The organism is Fusobacterium perfoetens ATCC 29250 (assembly GCF_000622245.1).
GTDB lineage: Bacteria > Fusobacteriota > Fusobacteriia > Fusobacteriales > Fusobacteriaceae > Fusobacterium_B > Fusobacterium_B perfoetens.
This window is the reverse complement of the sequence record NZ_KK211417.1, coordinates 32798-54432: the sequence shown is the minus strand read 5'-3', so window position 1 is coordinate 54432 and position 21635 is coordinate 32798. Positions and strand designations below refer to the sequence as shown.

At 26.2% G+C, this 21635-nt stretch carries 16 protein-coding genes; 9 read left to right on the top strand and 7 right to left on the bottom strand.

Going from position 1 to position 21635, the window contains the following annotated elements:
* The first annotated feature begins 98 nt into the window (after positions 1 to 98).
* Positions 99 to 1166: a ribosome small subunit-dependent GTPase A gene (rsgA, locus tag T364_RS0109870; RefSeq protein ID WP_027129451.1), complete on the top strand. Its 1068-nt coding sequence runs from the start codon at positions 99 to 101 to the stop codon at positions 1164 to 1166.
* Between the two features lies 1 nt (position 1167).
* Positions 1168 to 1806 carry a GNAT family N-acetyltransferase gene (locus T364_RS0109865; RefSeq protein WP_027129450.1) on the top strand — a complete coding sequence of 213 codons (639 nt, stop codon included), beginning with the start codon at positions 1168 to 1170 and terminating at the stop codon, positions 1804 to 1806.
* A gap of 121 nt (positions 1807 to 1927) precedes the next feature.
* On the opposite strand, the gene T364_RS0109860 is transcribed toward T364_RS0109865, so the two are convergent.
* The 7 genes from T364_RS0109860 to T364_RS0109830 form a co-directional block, all read right to left on the bottom strand.
* Positions 1928 to 2587, bottom strand: a complete 660-nt coding sequence (locus T364_RS0109860) for a CoA transferase subunit B (RefSeq protein ID WP_027129449.1) — start codon at positions 2585 to 2587, stop codon at positions 1928 to 1930.
* Between the two features lie 2 nt (positions 2588 to 2589).
* Positions 2590 to 3309 carry a CoA transferase subunit A gene (locus T364_RS0109855; protein WP_027129448.1) on the bottom strand — a complete coding sequence of 240 codons (720 nt, stop codon included), beginning with the start codon at positions 3307 to 3309 and terminating at the stop codon, positions 2590 to 2592.
* A gap of 32 nt (positions 3310 to 3341) precedes the next feature.
* Positions 3342 to 4136, bottom strand: a complete 795-nt coding sequence (locus T364_RS0109850; protein ID WP_027129447.1) for an enoyl-CoA hydratase/isomerase family protein — start codon at positions 4134 to 4136, stop codon at positions 3342 to 3344.
* 305 nt (positions 4137 to 4441) lie between these two features.
* Entirely contained in the window at positions 4442 to 5773 is a 1332-nt protein-coding gene (locus T364_RS0109845) for an MATE family efflux transporter (protein ID WP_027129446.1), read from the bottom strand.
* A gap of 160 nt (positions 5774 to 5933) precedes the next feature.
* On the bottom strand, positions 5934 to 8195 hold the full coding sequence (gene pbpC, locus T364_RS0109840; RefSeq protein ID WP_027129445.1) for a penicillin-binding protein 1C: 2262 nt from the start codon (positions 8193 to 8195) through the stop codon (positions 5934 to 5936).
* Complete coding sequence (locus tag T364_RS0109835) at positions 8195 to 13057, bottom strand: alpha-2-macroglobulin family protein (RefSeq protein ID WP_027129444.1); 4863 nt, start codon at positions 13055 to 13057, stop codon at positions 8195 to 8197. The genes pbpC and T364_RS0109835 overlap by 1 nt, the downstream gene beginning before the upstream one ends.
* Positions 13058 to 13173: 116 nt before the next feature.
* Positions 13174 to 14586, bottom strand: coding sequence for a carbon starvation CstA family protein (locus tag T364_RS0109830; protein WP_027129443.1), 1413 nt, complete (start codon positions 14584 to 14586; stop codon positions 13174 to 13176).
* 181 nt (positions 14587 to 14767) lie between these two features.
* Between T364_RS0109830 and T364_RS0109825 the strand changes: the two genes are divergently transcribed.
* From T364_RS0109825 to rpsI, 7 genes are all read left to right on the top strand, one after another.
* Complete coding sequence (locus tag T364_RS0109825) at positions 14768 to 16420, top strand: LytS/YhcK type 5TM receptor domain-containing protein (RefSeq protein WP_027129442.1); 1653 nt, start codon at positions 14768 to 14770, stop codon at positions 16418 to 16420.
* Positions 16421 to 16429: 9 nt separating this feature from the next.
* A complete protein-coding gene (locus tag T364_RS0109820) occupies positions 16430 to 17158 on the top strand; it encodes a LytR/AlgR family response regulator transcription factor (RefSeq protein WP_027129441.1) in 729 nt (242 codons plus the stop codon).
* A gap of 63 nt (positions 17159 to 17221) precedes the next feature.
* Positions 17222 to 17662, top strand: coding sequence for an S-layer homology domain-containing protein (locus T364_RS0109815; protein WP_027129440.1), 441 nt, complete (start codon positions 17222 to 17224; stop codon positions 17660 to 17662).
* 31 nt (positions 17663 to 17693) lie between these two features.
* On the top strand, positions 17694 to 19034 hold the full coding sequence (locus T364_RS0109810) for a glucose-6-phosphate isomerase (RefSeq protein WP_027129439.1): 1341 nt from the start codon (positions 17694 to 17696) through the stop codon (positions 19032 to 19034).
* A 30-nt stretch (positions 19035 to 19064) separates the two neighbouring features.
* Complete coding sequence (locus T364_RS10885) at positions 19065 to 20504, top strand: aminopeptidase (RefSeq protein WP_051532731.1); 1440 nt, start codon at positions 19065 to 19067, stop codon at positions 20502 to 20504.
* 207 nt (positions 20505 to 20711) lie between these two features.
* Complete coding sequence (gene rplM / locus T364_RS0109800) at positions 20712 to 21146, top strand: 50S ribosomal protein L13 (protein WP_027129438.1); 435 nt, start codon at positions 20712 to 20714, stop codon at positions 21144 to 21146.
* A 22-nt stretch (positions 21147 to 21168) separates the two neighbouring features.
* The gene (gene rpsI, locus T364_RS0109795; protein WP_206039078.1) at positions 21169 to 21558 is read left to right on the top strand and encodes a 30S ribosomal protein S9; all 390 of its coding nucleotides are present in this window, start codon (positions 21169 to 21171) and stop codon (positions 21556 to 21558) included.
* Positions 21559 to 21635: the final 77 nt, after the last annotated feature.

The following is a 21635-nucleotide window of genomic DNA, read 5'->3' as shown; positions in this document are numbered from 1 at the left end:
ATTAGAGAGTGTAATAAAAAAGGAGGTGGAAAATAACTAAAAAAATAAAACCTCCTTATTATAATAAAGTAAAATAATTGAAAATTTAAGAGGAAAAATTGAATAAATTACAAGATTATGGTGTAAAAGAAAATTATATTATAGAAGCTAAAAGTTTTCCAGAATTTGAGCTAGGAAGAGTAATTGCACAATATAAAGGGATGTACAAAGTTAGTTTAGAGAACGGAGAAAAATTAGCAGAATTATCTGGAAAATTAAGATATGAAATAGATGAGAGTTTAAAATTGCCCTTAGTAGGAGATTATGTTTTAGTTTCTAAAAATCAAGGGAATGTTATTATTAATAAAATTTTATCAAGAAAAAGTGTATTTTTTCGTTCTTCAAATGAGAAAAAAGATGATAAACAGGGGATAGTAGCAAATATAGATACTGTATTTATATGTATGTCCTTAAATGAAAACTATAATTTGAATAGATTAGAAAGATATTTATCAATAGCTTGGGATAGTGGTGCAATCCCTGTAATAGTTTTAACAAAATCTGATTTGTGTGAAAGTATTCAAGAAAAAATAAAAGAGGTAGAATCAATTTCAGCTTTTTCTGATATTATATTAACAAGCAATAAAGAAAATAATAAAGAGAAATTTAAAAAATTTTTAGCTAAAAATCAAACAGTTGCTTTTATAGGTTCTTCAGGAGTAGGTAAAACAACTTTAATTAATGAATTAATTGGAGAAGAAATTTTATTAACTCAAGAGATAGGAAAGAATGATAAAGGAAAACATACAACAACTAATAGAGAAATGGTAATAAGCTTATATGGTGGAGTTATCATTGATACTCCAGGAATGAGAGAAATAGGAGTAAGAGATATAAATTTGGATAAATATTATGATGATATAGAAGAATTGATAAAAAAATGTCGTTTTTCAGATTGTACTCATACTAATGAACCAGGGTGTCAAGTAAGAAAAGCTATTGAATTGGGAACTTTAGATAAGAGAAGAGTTGAAAATTATTTTAAAATAAAAAGAGAAAATTCCTATGATGGTCTAAGAGGAAAAGAATTGGAAAAACAAAAATTAGATCATATGTTTAAAGAGATTGGTGGAATGAAAAAAGTTAGAAATTTTATCAAAGATAAACAAAAGAGAAGAGGTTATTAGTATGAATATAGTTATAAGAAAAGAAGAAGAAAAAGATTATAGAAGAGTAGAGGAAATAGCAAGAGAAGCATTTTGGAATTTATATTTTCCAGGAGCTAAAGAACATGTTATAGTAAATAAAATTCGTAAATCACAAGATTTTATAAAAGATTTAACTTATGTAATAGAAGTAGATAATCAAGTAGAGGGAGGAATTTTTTATTCTAACTCAAAAATCATAGGAAAAAATCAAGAAGAATATGAAGTTATATCTTTTGGACCTGTATTTATATCTCCAAAATTTCATAGACAAGGTTTAGGAAGAAAATTAATAACTTATACTATTGAGAAAGCAAAAGAAATGGGATATAGAGCAATTATAACTTTAGGTTATCCATATCACTATGAAACATATGGATTTTTAGGAGGAAAAAAATATAATATTTATATGGAAGATGGAAAATTTTATAAAGGGTTATTGGTATTACCACTTTATGAAGATGCGTTGAAAAATATATCAGGTTATCCAAAATTTTCTAAAGATTTAGAAGCTACAGAAGAAGAAATGGAAAATTTTGATAAAAATTTTCCATATAAAGAGAAAAAGTTTCAAGAAAGCCAAAAAGAATTTGAAAAAGCTTGTGTTGAATTAGATGAGTAGAAAAGAGCAAAATTTTTGGAAATTTATTTTAAGATTATTAAAATAAATTTCTATATAAAAATAGAGATGTTGTAATTAATTTTACAACACCTCTATTTTTTCAATTTATTTTATAATTTAATTATTCCATAACTCCAATTTCATCAGGAACTATAACTTTTGCTTCAGTACAAGCTAGAATATCTTCAACAGTATATCCAGGAGCTAACTCTTTAAGAACTAATCCTTCTGGTGTAACTTGAAAATAACATCTTTCAGTTACAATATCAGTTACACAATTTTTTCCTGTTAAAGGTAATGTACATTTTTTCAAAATCTTAGAGGAACCATTTTTTTCACAATGTTCTGTAGCAACAATTATACGTTTTACACCAGAGCATAAATCCATAGCTCCACCCATACCAGGAACTAATTTTCCAGGAATTGTCCAGTTTGCTATATTTCCTTCTTGGTCAACTTGAAGTGTTCCAAGAACAGCTATATCAATATGTCCACCACGAATAAATCCAAATCCTGTAGTATGGTCGTAAATACTTCCACCAGGAATTACAGAAGCAGGCATACCACCAGCATCAATAATATCTATATCAGCTTCATCCCAACTAGGAGAAGGTCCACTACCTACAGTACCAATTTCAGCTTCAAGCCATATATCAACACCTTTAGGTAGATAGTTAACACACATTAAAGGAACTCCGATTCCTAGATTTACAAAATCTCCGTCTTTAAAAAACTTAGCACAACGAGAAGCAATTAATGAACGTCCTTTTAATTCAGCCATAATTATTTACCTCCTTCTTGAGCTTTTTGTTTTAATCTTTGCCAATAAGGACATACATGTCTAGTATTACCTTCTCTTACATAAACCATATCAACTAATGGAGCAGGTATATCGATTTCATTAGGTCCTAATTCTCCAAACTCAACTAACTCTTCAGCCTCAACAATAACAATATCTCCAGCAAAAGCCATTTCTGTACTAATAGCTCTTGAGTTCATTCTAAAAGAAATATTTCCAGCAGTATCAGCTTTAGTAGCTTTTATTAAAGTAATATCAGCTCTTAATGGTAATTCTAATAAATATTCTTTACCATTAATTTCTAATTTTTGTTTTCCTTTTTCAACTTCTGTTCCAAGTCCTGTAGGAGTTAAACATCCTCCTAAACCAAAACCACCACAACGAATTCTTTCTGAAAAAGTTCCTTGAGGACTAAATTCTATATCTAATTCTCCAGCGAACATTTGGTCTCTAGCTACTGGATTAAATCCGATGTGAGTTGTAATAAGACTTTTAACACGTTTAGCATTTATTAATTTTCCAACTCCAAGGTCTGGCATTCCTCCAGAAACAGCAATAGCATGTATATCTTTAACACCTTTTTCTAACATTCCATCTATTATATCATCAGCTGCGAATTCTCCGTGCCAATCTCCAAACATTATAGTTTGACCATCATGAAATTTTTTTAAAATTTCTTCCATTGAAAATATTTTCGATAACACTTTTTATCCCACCTTTCTTTTATAAGATTTGATTATTTTCCTTTAAAAACAGCTTTTCTTTTTTCCATAAATGCCTTACATCCTTCTTGGAAATCCATTGAAGCAGCACATTCTCTTTGAGTAGGAATTTCTGTTTCATCAAGCCATTTTTTATAATCAGAGTAACTAGCATCATAAATTTGTTTTTTGATATTTTTATAAGAAATAAGTGGACCTGCAGCTAGTTTTTTAGCAAATTTCATAGTAACTTCTTCTAGTTCTTCAACAGTTGTAACTTTGTAAGCTAATCCAAGTTCTTTAGCTTCAGTTGCTGATACTGGTCTTCCTGTAGCTGCTAACTCCATTGTACGAGAAGTTCCAATAGCTTTAGATAATAGATAAGTAGCTCCTGTATCAGGAACAAGTCCTAAATTAACGAAAGCTAGTATAAATTTTGCATCATCAGCACAAATCATAAAATCTCCACCAAGAGCAAGACTAACTCCAGCTCCAGCAGCGGCTCCAGATACAGATGTAATTACCATTTTACTCATTTTTTTCATTCCATCAGCTACAACACCAACTTTGGCAATTAGTCCATCCATATTTACTTCTCCACCAGCTTGGATTAATTTATAGAAATATCCAATATCTCCACCAGCAGAAAAAGCTTTTCCAGCACTTTTTATAACAAGAACTTTTACATTTGGGTCTTTTTCAGCTGCATCAACAACATACATTAATTCATCGGCCATTTGTTCATCAATAGCATTAAGATTTTTTAAATAATTCATTGTAACTATTCCAATACCATCTTCTACTGTATAAATTAATTTTTGTAATTCCATAATAAACCTCCGTTTATATCATTATAGAAAATATAATTTTTTATTAATAATTGTCTTTAAGAAATTTTTATATTCATTGGAATCACCCTAAATTTATAAAAAATAACACATTTAATTTTTTATCTTTTTGACTACAAATAATTTATAAAAGTTTTAAAAAAATATTATATAAACGAAAAATATTTAATTTTTACTAAAACAAAACAAAATAAAAATTATTAATTTTATTTGTTAATAAAAAATATGTAGAAATAAGTTTTATTTTTATAACAAAATAATTATTAATAGTTTTTAAAGATTTATTATTATTTTTTTAAGATAATTTTTACATATAAAATATGAGAAATTATGGCAGATAAAAATTCAGTTATCCAGAAAGAATGCCAAACTCCAATAGCTTCCATAAAACGACTTAATATAAAAGCTATTGGGATTATTAATAAAACATATCTAAGAAGAGAAATTATAAGTGATGGACCTCCCATTCCTATTCCTTCTAAAGCTCCAGATGAAATTACAGAAACTGCTGAAATTATAAAACCAATACTTATTATTTTTAAAGCAATAGTTCCAGCTAAAATAGTATTATTATTTGTAGTAAACATTCCTATTAATATTTCAGGAATACTCCAACATAAAATAGTTCCTAAAACCATAATTAAAATTGCAAAATACAAAGAAAAATTATATATTTTTTTAACTCTTTCATATTCTCTGGCTCCATAGTTAAATCCTATTAAAGGACGCATACCTTGAACTATACCATTAGCTGGAAGATAAAGAAAACTTTGTAATTTATAATAAGCTCCAAGAATTACTACATAAATTTGTGAATAAGTAGCTAGAATTCCATTTAATACAGAGATTAAAAGAGATGGTAAAGCTATATTAAGTCCAGCTGGAATACCTATAGAATATAATTTTATAAAAGTTTTATCTTTAAGAATTAAATATTTTGGGCTTATTTTTACTTGGATAGGTTTTGTATAATAAAAAAGAATATATAGAAGAAGACTGAAAGTTTGACCAATACCAGTAGCAAGAGCAGCCCCCTCAATTCCCATTTTCGGAAAAATACCCCAACCAAATATCATTATAGGGTCTAAAATAATATTTGTTATACAACCACTCAACATACAAATCATTGTAATTAACATTTTTCCCATTGATTGAAAAATTTTTTCAAAAGTCATTCCAAGACTGATTATTAAAGAAAAACTAAAAACAATATTAGAATATCTAATTCCAAGATTAATAGTTTCAGAATCGGAAGTAAACATTTTTAAAAAAGATGGCATAATTAAAATACAAATAATTGTTAATAAAATTCCATGAATTCCATTAAAAAATAAACCTTGTGTAGCTCCAATATTAGCCTTTTTCTCCTCTTTTGCTCCTAAATGATAAGCAATAATAGCATTAATACCAATAGCAAAACCTATTGTAATAGCATTTACAAGATTTTGAATAGGAAAAACTAGAGATAAAGCTGTCATAGCATTTTCACTAATTTTGGCTACGAAATAACTGTCTACAATATTATAAAGAGAAGCCATCATCATAGAAAACATCATAGGAAGTGACATAGATAATATTAAAGGGAGAATAGCCCTTTCTTTCATAAAATTTTGATTCATATAAACTCCTTTAAAATAATTAATAAAAAAACCACAGAATTATTAAAAATAACTCTGTGGCGAAAAGTATCAGTACCTAAAATCCACAATCCATCTTAAAAAGATGGTTTAATCAATTAGAATAATATCATAAAGGATTTAGGTTGTCAATATTGATAATTTATTTTTTTATAACTTCAAAATTAACTTTTTCAATTTCTCCATTTTCACTAACAATTACAATTTGATGTTTTCCTACTTTTACTTTAAATCTTTTTTCTCTTGAGTTATCCAATCCAATATAATTTTTATCAAAATACCAATAAATTTTTTGATTTTTTATATTAGCAATTTTTATAATTAATTCTTTTTCTCCATCAAAATCTTTTGGAATAGTGATTTTTAAATTTTCATTAGGATAAATAAATTTTATAGATTTCTTTTCAATTTTAGAATTAAAGATTTTTGAAGTATCAATATTTTCTCTTATAAAATAATTTATAACTTCAATAGGATAATTAAGTATTATTTTTTCTTTTCTAAAAATAAAATCTTCATTACGGGAGTCAATCTCCTCTCCTTTATCATTAACAAAGATTTTTTTATAATATGGAGATGCTTTTAGTGGTTTAGCATCTCTAGGAAAATCTACTATTTTATATGGTAAATCATATTTTAATCTATACCCTGTTTCATCATCTATTTTTATTTTAATTAAATCTTTTTCAGGAATTTTAAAATTTTCTTGATTATTAGGTAAAAATTTAAAAATATCGAAAAGTAAATTACCAGCACTAAAAACTCCTGTTAGATTAGGATTAGTCTCTCCTGTAAAATTTCCAACCCAAACTACAACAGTCCAATTAGGATTTACTCCAGCTGCCCAACCATCTCTTTTTCCATAACTTGTACCTGTTTTCCAAGAGATTGGATATTTGGATTTATATATATTTTGTAATCCAGGTCTTTCCAAATTTTTAATAGTTTTTAATGTAAGATAAGAAGCCCCAGAAGTTAATAATTGTCTTCCTTTTTCCTTTTTTTCATTTTGTAAATATTTTAAACTTTTAAAATTTCCATAATTACCTAGTCCACAATAGAGAGTAGCAATATCTTCAACAGACAACTCTTTAGTTCCTAAGATAAGAGATAATCCATAACGGGAATAATCATTATCTTGAAAACCTAATACATCTTTTAAAAAATAGAAAAATTTATCTTCACCATATTCTTTTAAAAGTTGTACAAAAGGTGTATTTAAAGATTTTATAAGAGCATCTTGAATTTCAATTATTCCATAATATTTTTTATTAGCATTTTGAGGACTAAAATTTGAAAAATATATAGGAATATCAGGAACTTTTGATTGAGGGACAATTAATCCTTCATCAATAGCTTTTCCATATAAAAAAGGTTTTAATACAGAGCCAGGAGACCTTTTTGCAACAACTCCATCAACTTGACCATTGTTTTCAAAATCATAAAAATCTTGAGAACCAATATATCCTTTAATTTCATAAGTATTATTATCTACAACTAAAACAGAAAGATTTTTTATCCCTTGAGTTTTTAAAAATTCAGAATAATCTTTTGTAGTTTTTTCCAATTTTTGTTGTAATTCAGTATTTATAGTTGAATGAATAATAATATCTTTATTATTGTCAATAACTCTTCTTACAAGATGAGGAGCTAAATTTTTAAAATTATATCTTTTATTTGGGATTGGTTCTCTAAGAGATAATTTATATTGAGTTTCACTTATATAATTTTTCTCATATAATTTTTTTAATAAAAAATTTCTTTTTTCTATAAGTTTATCTCTATTTTTTTCTATATTCATAAGACTTGGAGAATTTGGAAGTACAGCTAAAAGAGAACTTTCAGCCCAAGTCAATTCTTCAGGTTTCTTTTGAAAATAAAGATGAGAAGCAGTTTTATATCCTACAATATTTCCTCCATATGGAGCATTGTTGAGATACATAAGTAAAATTTCATCTTTTGAAAAATTATTTTCAATTTTAAAAGATTGAATAATTTCAACATATTTATTTAGATAACTTCTTTTTTTAGGATTTGAAATTTTAGCTACTTGCATAGTTATTGTACTAGCTCCATTTCTTTTTTTATAAATGATATTATTTTTTAAAGACCTAATTATTGCTAAAAAATCAACTCCATTGTGAGAATAAAAATTTTTATCCTCAAAATTTAAAACAGAAATTTTTAATTTTTCTGGAATATTTTCTGTACCTTTAAGATGCCATTGTTCATCTTTATTAAGATATACTCCAATAATTTCATCTTTATCATCAAGGACAGATACACTGTATCTGTCCTCAAAAATATTATTTAGATTAGCAACATCATAATTTATATAAATTATTGTGGATATACCAATAACAATTAGAGAAAAAATTCCAAATAATTTATAGATTTTTTTCATTATTTGACCTCAACAGTAAATCCTTTTAAGTATCCTTTATAATTTTCATTATTTATAGCTTCTACAGTAGTTCCAGGGAAAGTAAATTTACCTAAAGAAGTAACATTAACTTTTATAAAGAAAGAATTTTCTCTCTCACTATAAAAATCAAAGAACCAAAGAACTCTATCATCTCTAATATCTTCATATTCAAAAGTAGTATCTCCTTTTAAAATATTAATCCATTGAGGAAGAGGTGTATTAGTTGCTCTTAGATTTTCAATTTCCCAACCTGTAGGTAATATTTGAGTAAGAACAACATCATCCACATATACAGAAGATTTTATATCTATTGGTAAAACTTTTATTTGTAACCAAAAACTATCTCCAGAAGTAAGAATATTTGGATTTATTTCTTGTCCTTTTTCATCAAAATATTTTCTTTCTAATTTTATATTTTTAGAAATATCTTCCATTTGATAATTTACTGGAATTCCTTCCCAATAGTGATTAATAAATATCTTATCACTTAGAGATTTAACTTTTATATCTGTAACATCATTAGGAATATCATATTTAAATATTCCATTTTCTGTAGAAAATTCTATATCTTTATTATTAATAGAAATTATACCTTTTACTTCATCAGTTTTTTCTTTTCCAGATACTTTAGCAATAGTCATCAAAGAATATCCAATACTTTCAGTAGATAACCATTTATTAGATTGTAATTCCCCAAGAATCTTATTATAAAGATTTCTATCCATTTCATTATAAATATCGTAATAAGCTTTAAGGACTATACTCATATCTTTTATATAAGAACTATTAGAATCAATATATTCTCTAGCATCTCTTGGTTTTATATCTCTATTAAGATTTAAACTCATTTCTTTTGCTAGATTATCTTCTCCTACTAATTTATAAGCATTTGCTAAGTACCATTTACTTCTGATATCTAATTCATTACTATTTTGGAAATAGTTTTCATATATAAGATTCATTTCACTAATTTCAGGAGAATCAGCAAGAGCTAAAAGATATAAAGAATAAACTTTCCAATCTAATGGTAAAGAGTCATAACTTTTAACAGATTTTTTAGTAAAATCTAACCACTTATTATACATTTGTTCAGGGATATAATATCCTTTTGATTTAGCTTCTATTAAAAAATGTCCAATATAATTTGTAAGCCATAAATCAGTTTTTCCTCCAATCCAATAAGAGAAAGAACCATCATATAATTGATAATGTACAAGTTTTGTTATACCACTATTTATATTTTTAACAACTTCTTTTTCATCATATTCACCTTTTATAGTTAGAGAATCTAAATATAATTGAGCAAATAAATTAGAAGCTATTTGTTCAGCCCAACCATAAGGATATCTTGTTAAATAATTTATTCTTTCATTAAGAGCAAGTATTGGAGAATTAGAAATTGTTATAAATTTATTTACACTTCCTTTTATTGCTTCTTTTGGTTCTGTAAATGAAATCTCTTTATCTTTTGATAATTCTTCTATGTCATTTATATAAATATATGGAGAATCTGAATTAATATTTATATTTATATCTTCTTCATAATTATAAACCTTAGAAGAAACAGAAATTTTTATATTTTTATTTCCAATTTTATTACCAATATTTTCTTTAAAGAATATTTTTTTATTTTCTTTATTTTGTAAAGTTATAATTTCTTTTTGAGTTTTACCATCAATAGTAAATTTAACTTCTACCTCACCAATATTTTCTTCAAGTCCAAATACAGTTACTGGAATCATAATTTCATCTCCTACTTTTAAAGTACGAGGAAGAGAGGCTTCGACTACAATAGGAGCTTTTACAATTATTTCTTTATCAATAGAACCATATTTATCTTTACTAGCACCAACAACCATTACTTTTACAGCTCCCATATAATTAGGCATTACAAAATCTACACTTCCTTCTCCACTTTCATCAGTAGATAATATTCCTTTATAAATAGCTAGAGGCTTAAATCTTTGGACATCTTCAAGTCCAAGATTTTTATCTCTTTTACTAGCAAGTATGCCAGCCATTTCATTTACGAATCCATCTCCACCAGTTTGTAATACTTGATGTATTTCTCCCTTAGTTTTTTCTATTATTTCAGAATAATTGTCATAGAAAGAAAGAAGTAAAGCTTCTTTTTGATAGAAGAAATTCCAAGGATTAGGTGTTTGGAAATTAGTAATATTTAGTATACCTTCATCTACTATTGCTATTGTATAATCCATAGGTATTTTTTCTTGATTTTTAACTTTTACAGTAAATTTTTCATTAGGTTTTAATTCTGTTGGTACATCTATAGAAATATTAAGTTTTGTGTTATTATTTTCTACTATAATAGGAACAGCTCCATAAAGTCTAAGAGGTCTATCATTATCTTTGTTATAATCTTGGAAAAGGGATACAACTACATAAGAGTTTGGGAACATATCCTCAGTAATCTCTAATTCAAACTCATTTTTTAAAGAGTCTATATCTTTCCAAACTCTTTTTATAATTTTTCCAGATTTTTCAACTGTAATAAGTGCTTTAGATTTTTCAGTTCCTTCAAATATAACTTTAGCTTTGTCGCCGATATTATATATTTTTTTATCACTTTCTATTTTTAATTTATCTATTTTTTTATTTGTATTAGAATTTTGCCAAGTATCAGCATATAAATTTAATCCAACAGTTTGTTTAGTTTCTAAATCTTCAACTTCTACAAAAATTTCTCCAGTACCATCTATAGGATAATCTATTATATAAGGTCTATCTTCTGATATAAATTCTTTTTCATATAAAAGTACAGTATTTTTATCTGTTTTTATTGATTTTACAAAAGAGTAATAACTACCATAATCCCACCACCAAGAATATTCATTTTTATATATTCTATATACAAGTTTTTTATTAGGGATATATTTTTCTCCATCATTAGATACAGTTATTACTTGAAGATTTAATTTATCACCACTTTTTATAAAAGTATCTTTAGGTATTTCCAATCCAATGTATGAATCAAATTTATTTAATTTGATAGATTCTTTAGAAATTACAGGTTTTCCATTAGTTTCCATTACTCTAGTAGTTACTATCCCAATTAAATTTTTATTTTTAGGATTTAAATTATTTAGATTAAATTTTACATTTCCAATTCCTTTTTCATTTAATTTTCCTTCAAAAAAATCTCCATAGTAGAAATCATAAGAAGTTGGGTCATCAAATGTAAAGTTTCTAAATTTTTCAAAATTAATATTTTCTTCTCTTATTTGAATATCACTAGTAAATTTTAAATTATCAGCTACAGCTCCGAATAAATATTGAGAAGATAATGAAAATTCTAAATCCCTTTTATTTTTTAGATTTAATTCTTTAGGAATTTTTGTTTCTACTTTTATCTTATTAGGAGTAATAGTTTCAATAGGAATTTCTCTTACAAAGCTTTCACTTCCAATTAAAGCTTCTATTCTATAAATTCCTGTTTCTCCATCTAAATTGGTTTTAAAATTATAAGTATAAAAACCATTTTTACCATCACTTATAGTATAGTTTTCAACTATTTTTTTACCTCTAGGAGAGTATACATTTATTATAACAGGATGATTTTCAGGGAAAGTTTTATGATTATTTCTAGCTATAATAGAAAGATTAACCTCATCACCAGGTCTATATATTCCTCTATCAGTATACATAAAAGTTTTTATTCCTGTAGTAGTGTAAATTCCTTCTACAGCAAATCCATCAAAAGATAAATTAGAATCTCTAAACTTTAATATAGAAATTTGATTATTATTTTCAGCTATAATGTAAAAGGCTTTTTCATTATTAGGAAAAATATAATCTCCATTTTCATTAGTTACTCCTTCATATAATATTTGATTATTCTCAGAAATAACTTTTATTTTAGCATTTTTTATAATAGAATTTGTTAATAAATCTACAACATTAACAATAGTATTATCTTTATCTTTTTGAGCTATTATACCCATATCAGACAATAATAAAGCTTTTCCAATCTTTCCATTGTTATAAATTAAATTATTTTTTTTGTATTCAGGGGTATTTTCAGGGAAAGTGTAATCTATTCCATCTTTATCAAAAGAAAGTTCAAGTATAAAAATTCCTTTATTATTTATAAGGTTAGATAACTCAATCTCACTTTGAGTCCAGATATTTTTCTTATAATCAATATCAAATTCTTTTTCAAATATAGAATCTCCTACTTTATAAAATTCACTTTGAGTTCTCCAATCTAAAACGCTACCATTTCCCTCAAATACAAAGTCTTGTAAAAATTGAGTAAGGTTATTTTCATATACTTTTTTTACTTGAACTTTTACTTTTTTTACATTGATAGATTTAAAAGAAATTTTTTGATTATTTGTACTAGGTAAAATTATCCCATCATTAGAAAAGACAATTTTAGGTTCTAGCTCTTTAAAATTGATAGATTTTTCTATATTTTCTTTTAAAGTTTTATTAGTTACAGAATTTATCTCTTTTAATATTTTTATTGTATAGGTATCTTTTAGATTAAAATCTCCAATAATTATAAGTTTATTTTTATCTTTTAAAACTTTGTGAGAAACTTCTGGAGAAATTTTTATATAAGCAGAAAAATCTTTGTTTTCTTCAAGATTTTCAGAAAATTCTATATTTATTCTTGATTTTTCCCCTGAAATAGTAATGACATCATTTATTTTAAGATAAGATTCATTTATTTGATTTTCTGTTTTATCAGAAGTTTCTTCAACAGTAGTTTCAATTTTAGTGGAAGTATTTTCTGTAATATTATTTTTTTTAGGTTCTTTTTCTTTGCCACAGCCAAACATAAAAATAAGAATTAAAATATATAATAATTTTTTCATTTATGTCCTCCTTTAATAAAAGATTCTTAATAATTTAATACCATATTTATTAAAAATAAGCAAATAAAAAATGGGACTTTATATGAGTCCCATTTTAAAAATTTTTATTTAAAAATTTATTTATTAACTGCTTCTTTATAAATAGGTAAGAATTTTTTGATAAAAGCAATTATAGAAACAGCAGCTACTATTAGTCCAACAGTGTTTCCAATAGATTCAGACATTCTAAATCCTTCTGGAGCTATTAATATATAAGAAGTAACAACTACAGTCATAAATGTAGCTGGTATAGCCGCCATCCAGAAGAATTTACCTTTTTTAGCAAGATAGGCAGCTCCAGCCCATAAAGCTATTGTTGCTAAAGTTTGGTTAGACCAACTAAAATATCTCCATAAAATATTGAAATCAATAAAACATAGAGCAACACCTATTACAAATAAAGGAATAGCAACAACAAATCTATTTATAATTGGACCTTGTTTATAATTTATAGCATCAGCTATTGTTAATCTAGCACTTCTAAAAGCTGTATCTCCTGAAGTTATAGGACAAGCAACAACTCCTAATAAAGCTAAAGCTCCTCCAACTTTTCCTAAAACAGTACCTGAAATTTTATTAACAACAACAGCAGCTCCACCTTTAGATAAAGCAACTCCTAAACCTTCTGTTCCACCAAAGAATGACATGGCAGCAGCAGCCCAAATTAAGGCCACAATACCTTCAGCAATCATAGCTCCATAGAATACTTTTCTTCCTTGATTTTCATTTCCTAAGCATCTAGCCATCATAGGAGATTGAGTAGCATGGAATCCTGAAATTGCTCCACAAGCTATTGAAATACATAAATAAGGGAATACTGATTGTCCTTTTGGATGATAATTTCTTAAAGCTAGTTCAGGAATATCATATCCTTGAATTATAATACCAAATCCAATACCAACAGCCATTATAAGTAAAGCTACACCAAATATAGGATAAATTTTACCGATAACTTTATCTATTGGTAATACAGTAGCGATTAGATAATAAATAATTATAATTCCTATTAGAATTAATTTATCTATTCCTGTTAAATCATTTAATATAGCAGCAGGACTTGTTACAAAAACAACTCCAACAAGAACTAATAAAACAACAGAGAATACTCTCATTAATTGTTTTGCTCCATTACCTAAGTTTTCTCCAACTAATTCAGCAACACTAGCTCCATCTCTTCTTAAGGACATCATACCAATTAAATAATCATGAACAGCTCCAGCAAAAATACATCCAAAAACTATCCATATAAATGCTGCTGGTCCCCACATAGCTCCAGCCACAGCTCCAAATATAGGACCAGTACCTGCAATATTTAAAAATTGAATTAAGAAAGTTTTTTTGATATCCATCTCCACATAGTCAACACCATCTTCTAATCTTTTTGCTGGTGTTAAAGATTCTGAATCTGGACCAAAAACTTTTTCAACAAACTTACCATAAATAAAATAACCTATAATTAAAGCAATTACAGAAACTACAAAACTTATCATATATTAAACCTCCTAAAAAATATATTTTTTCTATATTAATTGTACTATTTTTTTAATAAAAAATAGCATTTTAATACTTAATATGTATTTTTTTGTACTTAAAATGTATTTTATTGAGTATGAAATGTACTTATAATATTTATTAATATATGATAAAATATTTCTGAGGTGATAGGATATTATGTTTAATTTAGTTAGTGCTCTTTTAAATAATTTAGGTCATATAATAATTATAGCTTTTTTCTTTACTAGGATGAAAAATTCAAGAAATATTTTAATAAAAGAAGAATATAATGTGAAAGATATTATACTACTTTCATTATTTTTTGGAGGATTAGCTATTATAGGAACTTATTCAGGAATAGACTACAAAGGTTCAATAGCTAATACTAGAAATATAGGAGTTATAACAGGAGGACTTTTAGTTTCTCCTTATGTGGGAATTTTATCAGGAATAATTTCAGGTTTACATAGATATTTCTTATTATCAGGACAATTTACAGCTGTTCCTTGTACAATATCTACAATTTTAGGTGGATTTTTTGTAGCTTATCTTTCAAAATATACAAATGAAAAAAATAAATATTTATTTGGTTTTTTAGCTGGTTTTTTAATAGAAAATTTAAGTATGATTTTAATAATTTTAATGGGAGAGGATAGAAATCTTGCCATAGAAATAGTTTATAATATATATATACCAATGATACTAGCCAATGCTTTGGGAGTTCCAATAGTTATATTAATTATAGAAAGTATAATAGAAGAAAAAGAAATTATAGCTGGAAAACAAGCGAAATTATCACTTAAAATAGCTGAAAAAACTTTACCATATTTTTCAAATGGAGGGTCATTAGATGAAGTTTGTAAAATTATAATGGAGTCTTTAGAAGCTAAAGCAGTAGTTTTAACTAATGAAAAGTTTATTATAGGTAAATATTCTTATAGTGATGAATATAGATTAAATCATATTGAAATAAAAAGTGAGGCTACAAAAGAGGTTATTAAAACAGGAAAAATTTTTATTACCAATAATAAATTAGATAAAACTACCTTTGAATGTGTTGATGGAAATATAAAATCATATATTATAGTTCCATTATATAAAGAAAAACATGTATCAGGTACCTTAAAAATATATTTTGATAAATTGAGTGAAATAACTGAAAGTAAAAAAATTCTTATTATAGGATTAGCTCAATTAATTTCTACTCAATTAGAACTTACAAAAATTGAAAATTTTAAAGCTATGGCAAGAGAAGCAAATATAAAAATGTTACAAACTCAAATAAATCCTCATTTTTTGTTTAATGCTTTAAATACTATAACTTCTTTTATTAGAATAAACCCTGAAAAAGCAAGAGAAATTATAATAGATTTATCTACTATATTAAGATTTAATCTTGAAAATTTTAATAAATTAGTGACTGTGGAAAGAGAATTAGAACAGATAAAAGCTTATGTTAATATAGAACAAGCTAGATTTAATAATAAAATAAAAGTAAATTATAAAATTCAAGATGGTGTAGGAGATTTTCAAATTCCAAGTCTCATTATTCAACCTTTAGTAGAAAATAGTATAAAACATGGAATATTACCAAAAAGAGAAGGAGGAATAGTAGATATTATTATTAATAAAAGAAATGAAACACATCTATTAATAGAGATAAAAGATAATGGTGTAGGAATATCTCAAGATGTAATAAATTCTTTAGAAAATGAAGAAGAAAAAAGTATAGGATTAAGAAATGTCCATAGAAGATTAAAACTTCTTTATGGAAGAGGACTTAATATAAGAAGATTAGAGGAAGGAACATCTATAATTTTTGAGATATAAGGAGAAAGTATGTTAAGTTATATAATAGTAGAAGATGAATACCCAGCAAGAGAAGAATTAAAATATTTTATAAATCTTTATAAAGATTTTTATTTAGAAAATGAATTTGATAATCCTATAGATGCTCTTAAATTTTTAGAAAATAATGAGGTTGATATAGCATTTTTAGATATTAATATGCCTGGAATTGATGGGATAAATTTAGGAAAAATTATTCATAAGTTAAATCCTAATATGAAAATAATATTTATTACTGCTTATAGAGAATATGGAGTAGAAGCTTTTGATATCAAAGCTTTTGATTATATTTTAAAGCCCTATTCAGAAGAAAGAATAAAGAAAACTTTAGAAGAATTATTAAAAGTTAATCAAAAAGAAGAGAATAAGGTTTTAAAAAATGAATTAATAAATAAATTAGCTGTATCAGAAGATGGAAAAATAATTATTTTGTCTTTAGAAGATATCTATTATATAGAAGCTGATGAAAAAGAATGTCTAGTTTATACAAAAAATAAAATTTATACTACTAAACAAAAAATTTCTAAGTTAGAAGAAGTTTTATCAAATAAAAAATTTTTTAAAAGTCATAGAGCTTATTTAGTGAATGTAGATAAAATAAGAGAACTTGAGGCTTGGTTTAGTGGAAGTTATTTAATAAAACTTGAGAATATTTCAAAAAAAATTCCTTTAAGTAGAAATAGGATAAAAGCTTTTAAAGAGATGTTTATTTTAAAATAATTTTTATTAGAAGTATTGTTGATAATAGAATAATCTTATGCTATACTAAGAGAAGGAGGAAATATGAAATTAAAATTATTAGGAAGTCTTTTTATTTTTTCAATAATGGTATATGGAGAGGTTTCATTTAAAGATGTTCCCAAAGAACATTGGGCATATAAATCTATTAACAATTTAGTAAATAATCAGATTATAGATGAGAAAGAAGTAAATTTTAATGGAAATGCACCTTTAACAAGATATCAATTTGCTTATGAATTGTCAAAATTATTTAATAAATTAGATATGGAAAAAATAGATAAAAAAGAAATAGAAGTCTTAAGAGGAATTGTAACAAATTTTTCTGCTGAACTTAATAAAATAGGATTTGATTATAAAGAATTTGAAGAAAAATTATCCCAAACAAGTGAAGATATAGATACTTTAAAAAAAATGGTTGAAATTAATAATATAAAAATAAAAAATCTTGAAGATAGATTAAAAATTTTAGAAAAGAAAAGATAAAAATTATAAATTAAAATAGGAGTGATGTATAATGAATAAACTAAAATTGGATTTATCAAAAGTTTCAAGTTTTGTATCTGAAGAAGAAATTTTAGGAATGGAAACTGAAGTTAATGAAGCTGAAAAAGTTCTTATGGAAGGAACAGGAAAAGGAAATGACTTTTTAGGTTGGATAACTCTTCCTACAGATTATGATAAGGACGAATTTGAAAGAATAAAAAAAGCTGCTGAAAAGATTAAAAATAATTCAGAAGTTTTAGTTGTTATAGGAATTGGAGGTTCATATTTAGGAGCAAGAGCAACTATAGATTTTCTATCTCATACATTCTATAATAAAGTAACTAAAGGACATCCAGAAATATATTTTGCTGGAAATAGCATCTCTGGAACTTATTTAGCTCATTTAATAGAAGCTATTGGAGATAGAGATTTTTCAGTAAATGTAATTTCTAAATCAGGAACAACAACAGAACCAGCTATTGCTTTTAGAATTTTTAAAGAAATGTTAGAGAAAAAATATGGAATAGAGGGAGCTAGAGAAAGAATATTTGCTACAACAGATTCAGCAAAAGGAGCTCTAAAAAAATTAGCTACAGAAGAGGGATATGAAACATTCACAATTCCAGACAATGTTGGAGGAAGATTTTCTGTTTTAACTCCAGTTGGATTACTACCAATAGCAGCAGCTGGAATTAATATAGATGATTTAATGGCTGGAGCAAGAGAAGCTCAAAATGATTATACAGCTCCTTATAAAGAAAATGATTGTTATAAATATGCAGCAACTAGAAATTTATTATTAAGAAAAGGAAAATCAATAGAACTTTTAATAAATTATGAACCTAAATTACATTATGTTGCTGAATGGTGGAAACAATTATATGGAGAATCAGAAGGAAAAGATGGAAAAGGATTATTCCCAGCATCAGTAGATTTAAGTACTGATTTACATTCTATGGGACAATATATTCAAGATGGCCAAAGAACATTATTCGAAACTCTTATTGATATAGAAGAAAAAGAAACAGATGTAGTAATTCCATTTGATAAAGATGATTTAGATGGACTTAACTATATAGCAGGAAAAGGAATGAACTTTGTTAATGAAAAAGCTATGTTAGGAACTCAATTAGCTCATGTTGATGGTGGAGTACCTAATATAAGAGTATGTATGCCTAAAGTAGATGCTTTCAGTTTAGGATATTTATTCTATTTCTTTGAAAAAGCTTGTGGAATTAGTGGATATTTATTAGAAGTAAATCCATTTGACCAACCAGGTGTAGAAGCTTATAAGAAAAATATGTTTGCATTATTAGGTAAAAAAGGATATGAAAAAGAAGCTGAAGCTTTAAATAAAAGATTAGCTAAATAAAAATAAAAGCTAAAAAGTAGGTGGTAGAAAATGTTATACAAAAAAACTAATGGTTGGAAAAATATTTCTTCTGAAAAAATGGAAGAGATATTTGCCATGGGAGAGGAATACAAAAAAGTTTTAGACCTTGGAAAAACAGAAAGAGAGTTTGTTGAATTAGCTACTAGTTTTGCAAAAGAATGTGGGTTTGTAGATGCTAGATTAAAGACTTATCTTGTTCCTGGAGATAAAATTTACTACCTTAATAGACATAAAAATATAGTTCTTGCTGTAATTGGTAAAGAAGATATTTTAAAAGGAATAAATTATATAGTTTCTCATATAGATTCTCCTAGACTTGATTTAAAACAAAATCCATTATATGAAGAGTTTGAACTAGCTTATATGAAAACACATTATTATGGTGGAATAAAAAAATATCAATGGGCTTCAATCCCATTAGCTCTTCATGGAGTAGTAGTTCTTTCTAATGGAGAAAAAGTAAAAGTTTCTATAGGAGAACATGAGGGAGACCCTGTATTTACAGTTCCAGATATTTTACCTCATCTAGATAGAAAAGTTCAAGGAGATAGAACTGCTAGAGAAGTTATAAAAGGAGAAGAATTACAAATAATTGTAGGTTCAATTCCAACAACTATAGAGGACAAAGAAATAAAAGATTTAGTAAAATATAATATTTTAGAAAAACTTAATAAAATATATGGAATGACAGAAGAAGATTTTATTTCAGCTGAATTGGAATTAGTTCCAAGTCAAAAAGCTAAAGATGTAGGATTAGACAGGTCTATGATTGGAGCTTATGGTCAAGATGATAGAATTTGTGCTTATACATCTTTAAGAGCTATTCTTGATATTCATGAAGTACCAGAGAGAACAATAGTATGTTTCTTAGCTGATAAAGAAGAAACAGGTTCTGATGGTGCAACAGGTCTTCAAAGTGAATTTATAGATTATTTCACAAGTGATATGATTTATAAAGTAAAAGGAAATTATTCAGATTTATATTTAAAAGAAGTTTTTTGGAATTCCAAAGCACTATCTTCAGATGTTAATGCTGGAATAGATCCAATATTTAAAAGTGTTCACGACTCTCAAAATGCTCCACAACTTGGATATGGAGTTGTTATAGTAAAATATACAGGTTCTGGTGGAAAATATAGTACTAATGATGCTGATGCTGAATATGTTGGAGAAATTAGAAAAATGTTAAATGATAACAATATATTATGGCAAACAGGAATGTTAGGAAAAGTTGATGAAGGTGGAGGAGGAACAGTTGCTAAATATCTATCAAAAAAAGGAATTAATACAATAGATATTGGTCCAGCTTTACTTGCTATGCATTCACCATTTGAGATTTCTTCTAAATTGGATGTATTTGAAACTTATAGAGCTTATAAAGCTTTTTATAAAGGACAAAAACAAGAAGAGAAAAAATATATTCCAAAAAGTAATAAAATATATTTATAAATTAACGATTAAATAGAGAGGTTTATTCCTCTCTATTTTTATATAAAAATAAATTTTAAGTATAATTTAACAAAAAAGTTTAAAAATTAATAAATTTTCTTGACTTTTTTTGCTAATTCATGTATAATCATAAGGTAATTTAACCTTTCCCACAAAGGACCGTTGCGTTATATATATTATATAACTGAATTTTTTAGGAGGAAAAAAGTGAAAAAATACACTGTAATGCAAAGAAAAGAAGATGTTGTTAGAGATTGGTATCACTACGACGCTGAAGGAGTAGTTTTAGGAAGATTAGCAGTAGAAATCGCTAAAAAATTAATGGGAAAAGAAAAAGTTTCTTTCACACCTCATGTTGATGGAGGAGATTATGTAGTAGTTACTAATATAGATAAAATAGTAGTTACTGGAAAGAAAATGACAGATAAACTATATTATAGACACTCTGGATTCCCAGGAGGAATTAGCAAAAGAACTTTTGCTGAAGTTATGACTAAAAAACCAGAAGACGCTTTAATGCTAGCTGTAAAAAGAATGCTTCCAAAAAATAAATTAGGAAGAGAACAATTAACAAGATTAAGATTATTTGTTGGTGCTGAGCACGATCATGTTGCACAAAAACCTACAAAGGTAGAAATGTAAGGGGGTATTAACAGTGGCAGAAATGAATCAATTTAGAGGAACTGGAAGAAGAAAAACTTCTGTAGCAAGAGTAAGATTAATTCCTGGAGAAAAAGGAATTGTTATAAACGGTAAAGAAATGAAAGAATACTTCGGAGGAAGAGAAATTCTTTCTAAAATAGTTGAGCAACCATTAGTTTTAACTGAAACTTTAGATAAATATCAAGTTATAGTTAATGTTTATGGAGGAGGAAACTCTGGACAAGCTGGAGCAATTAGACACGGAGTTGCAAGAGCTTTATTATTAGCTGATGAAACTTTAAGAGGAGCTTTAAAAGAAGCTGGATTCTTAACTAGAGACTCAAGAATGGTTGAAAGAAAGAAATTCGGAAGAAGAAAAGCAAGAAGAAGTCCTCAATTCTCAAAAAGATAATTTTTTACAGTTTATTTTTATATACAACACCTCACAAGCCTTGTGTTTGTGGGGTTTTTTCTTTTTTTGACTTTCTA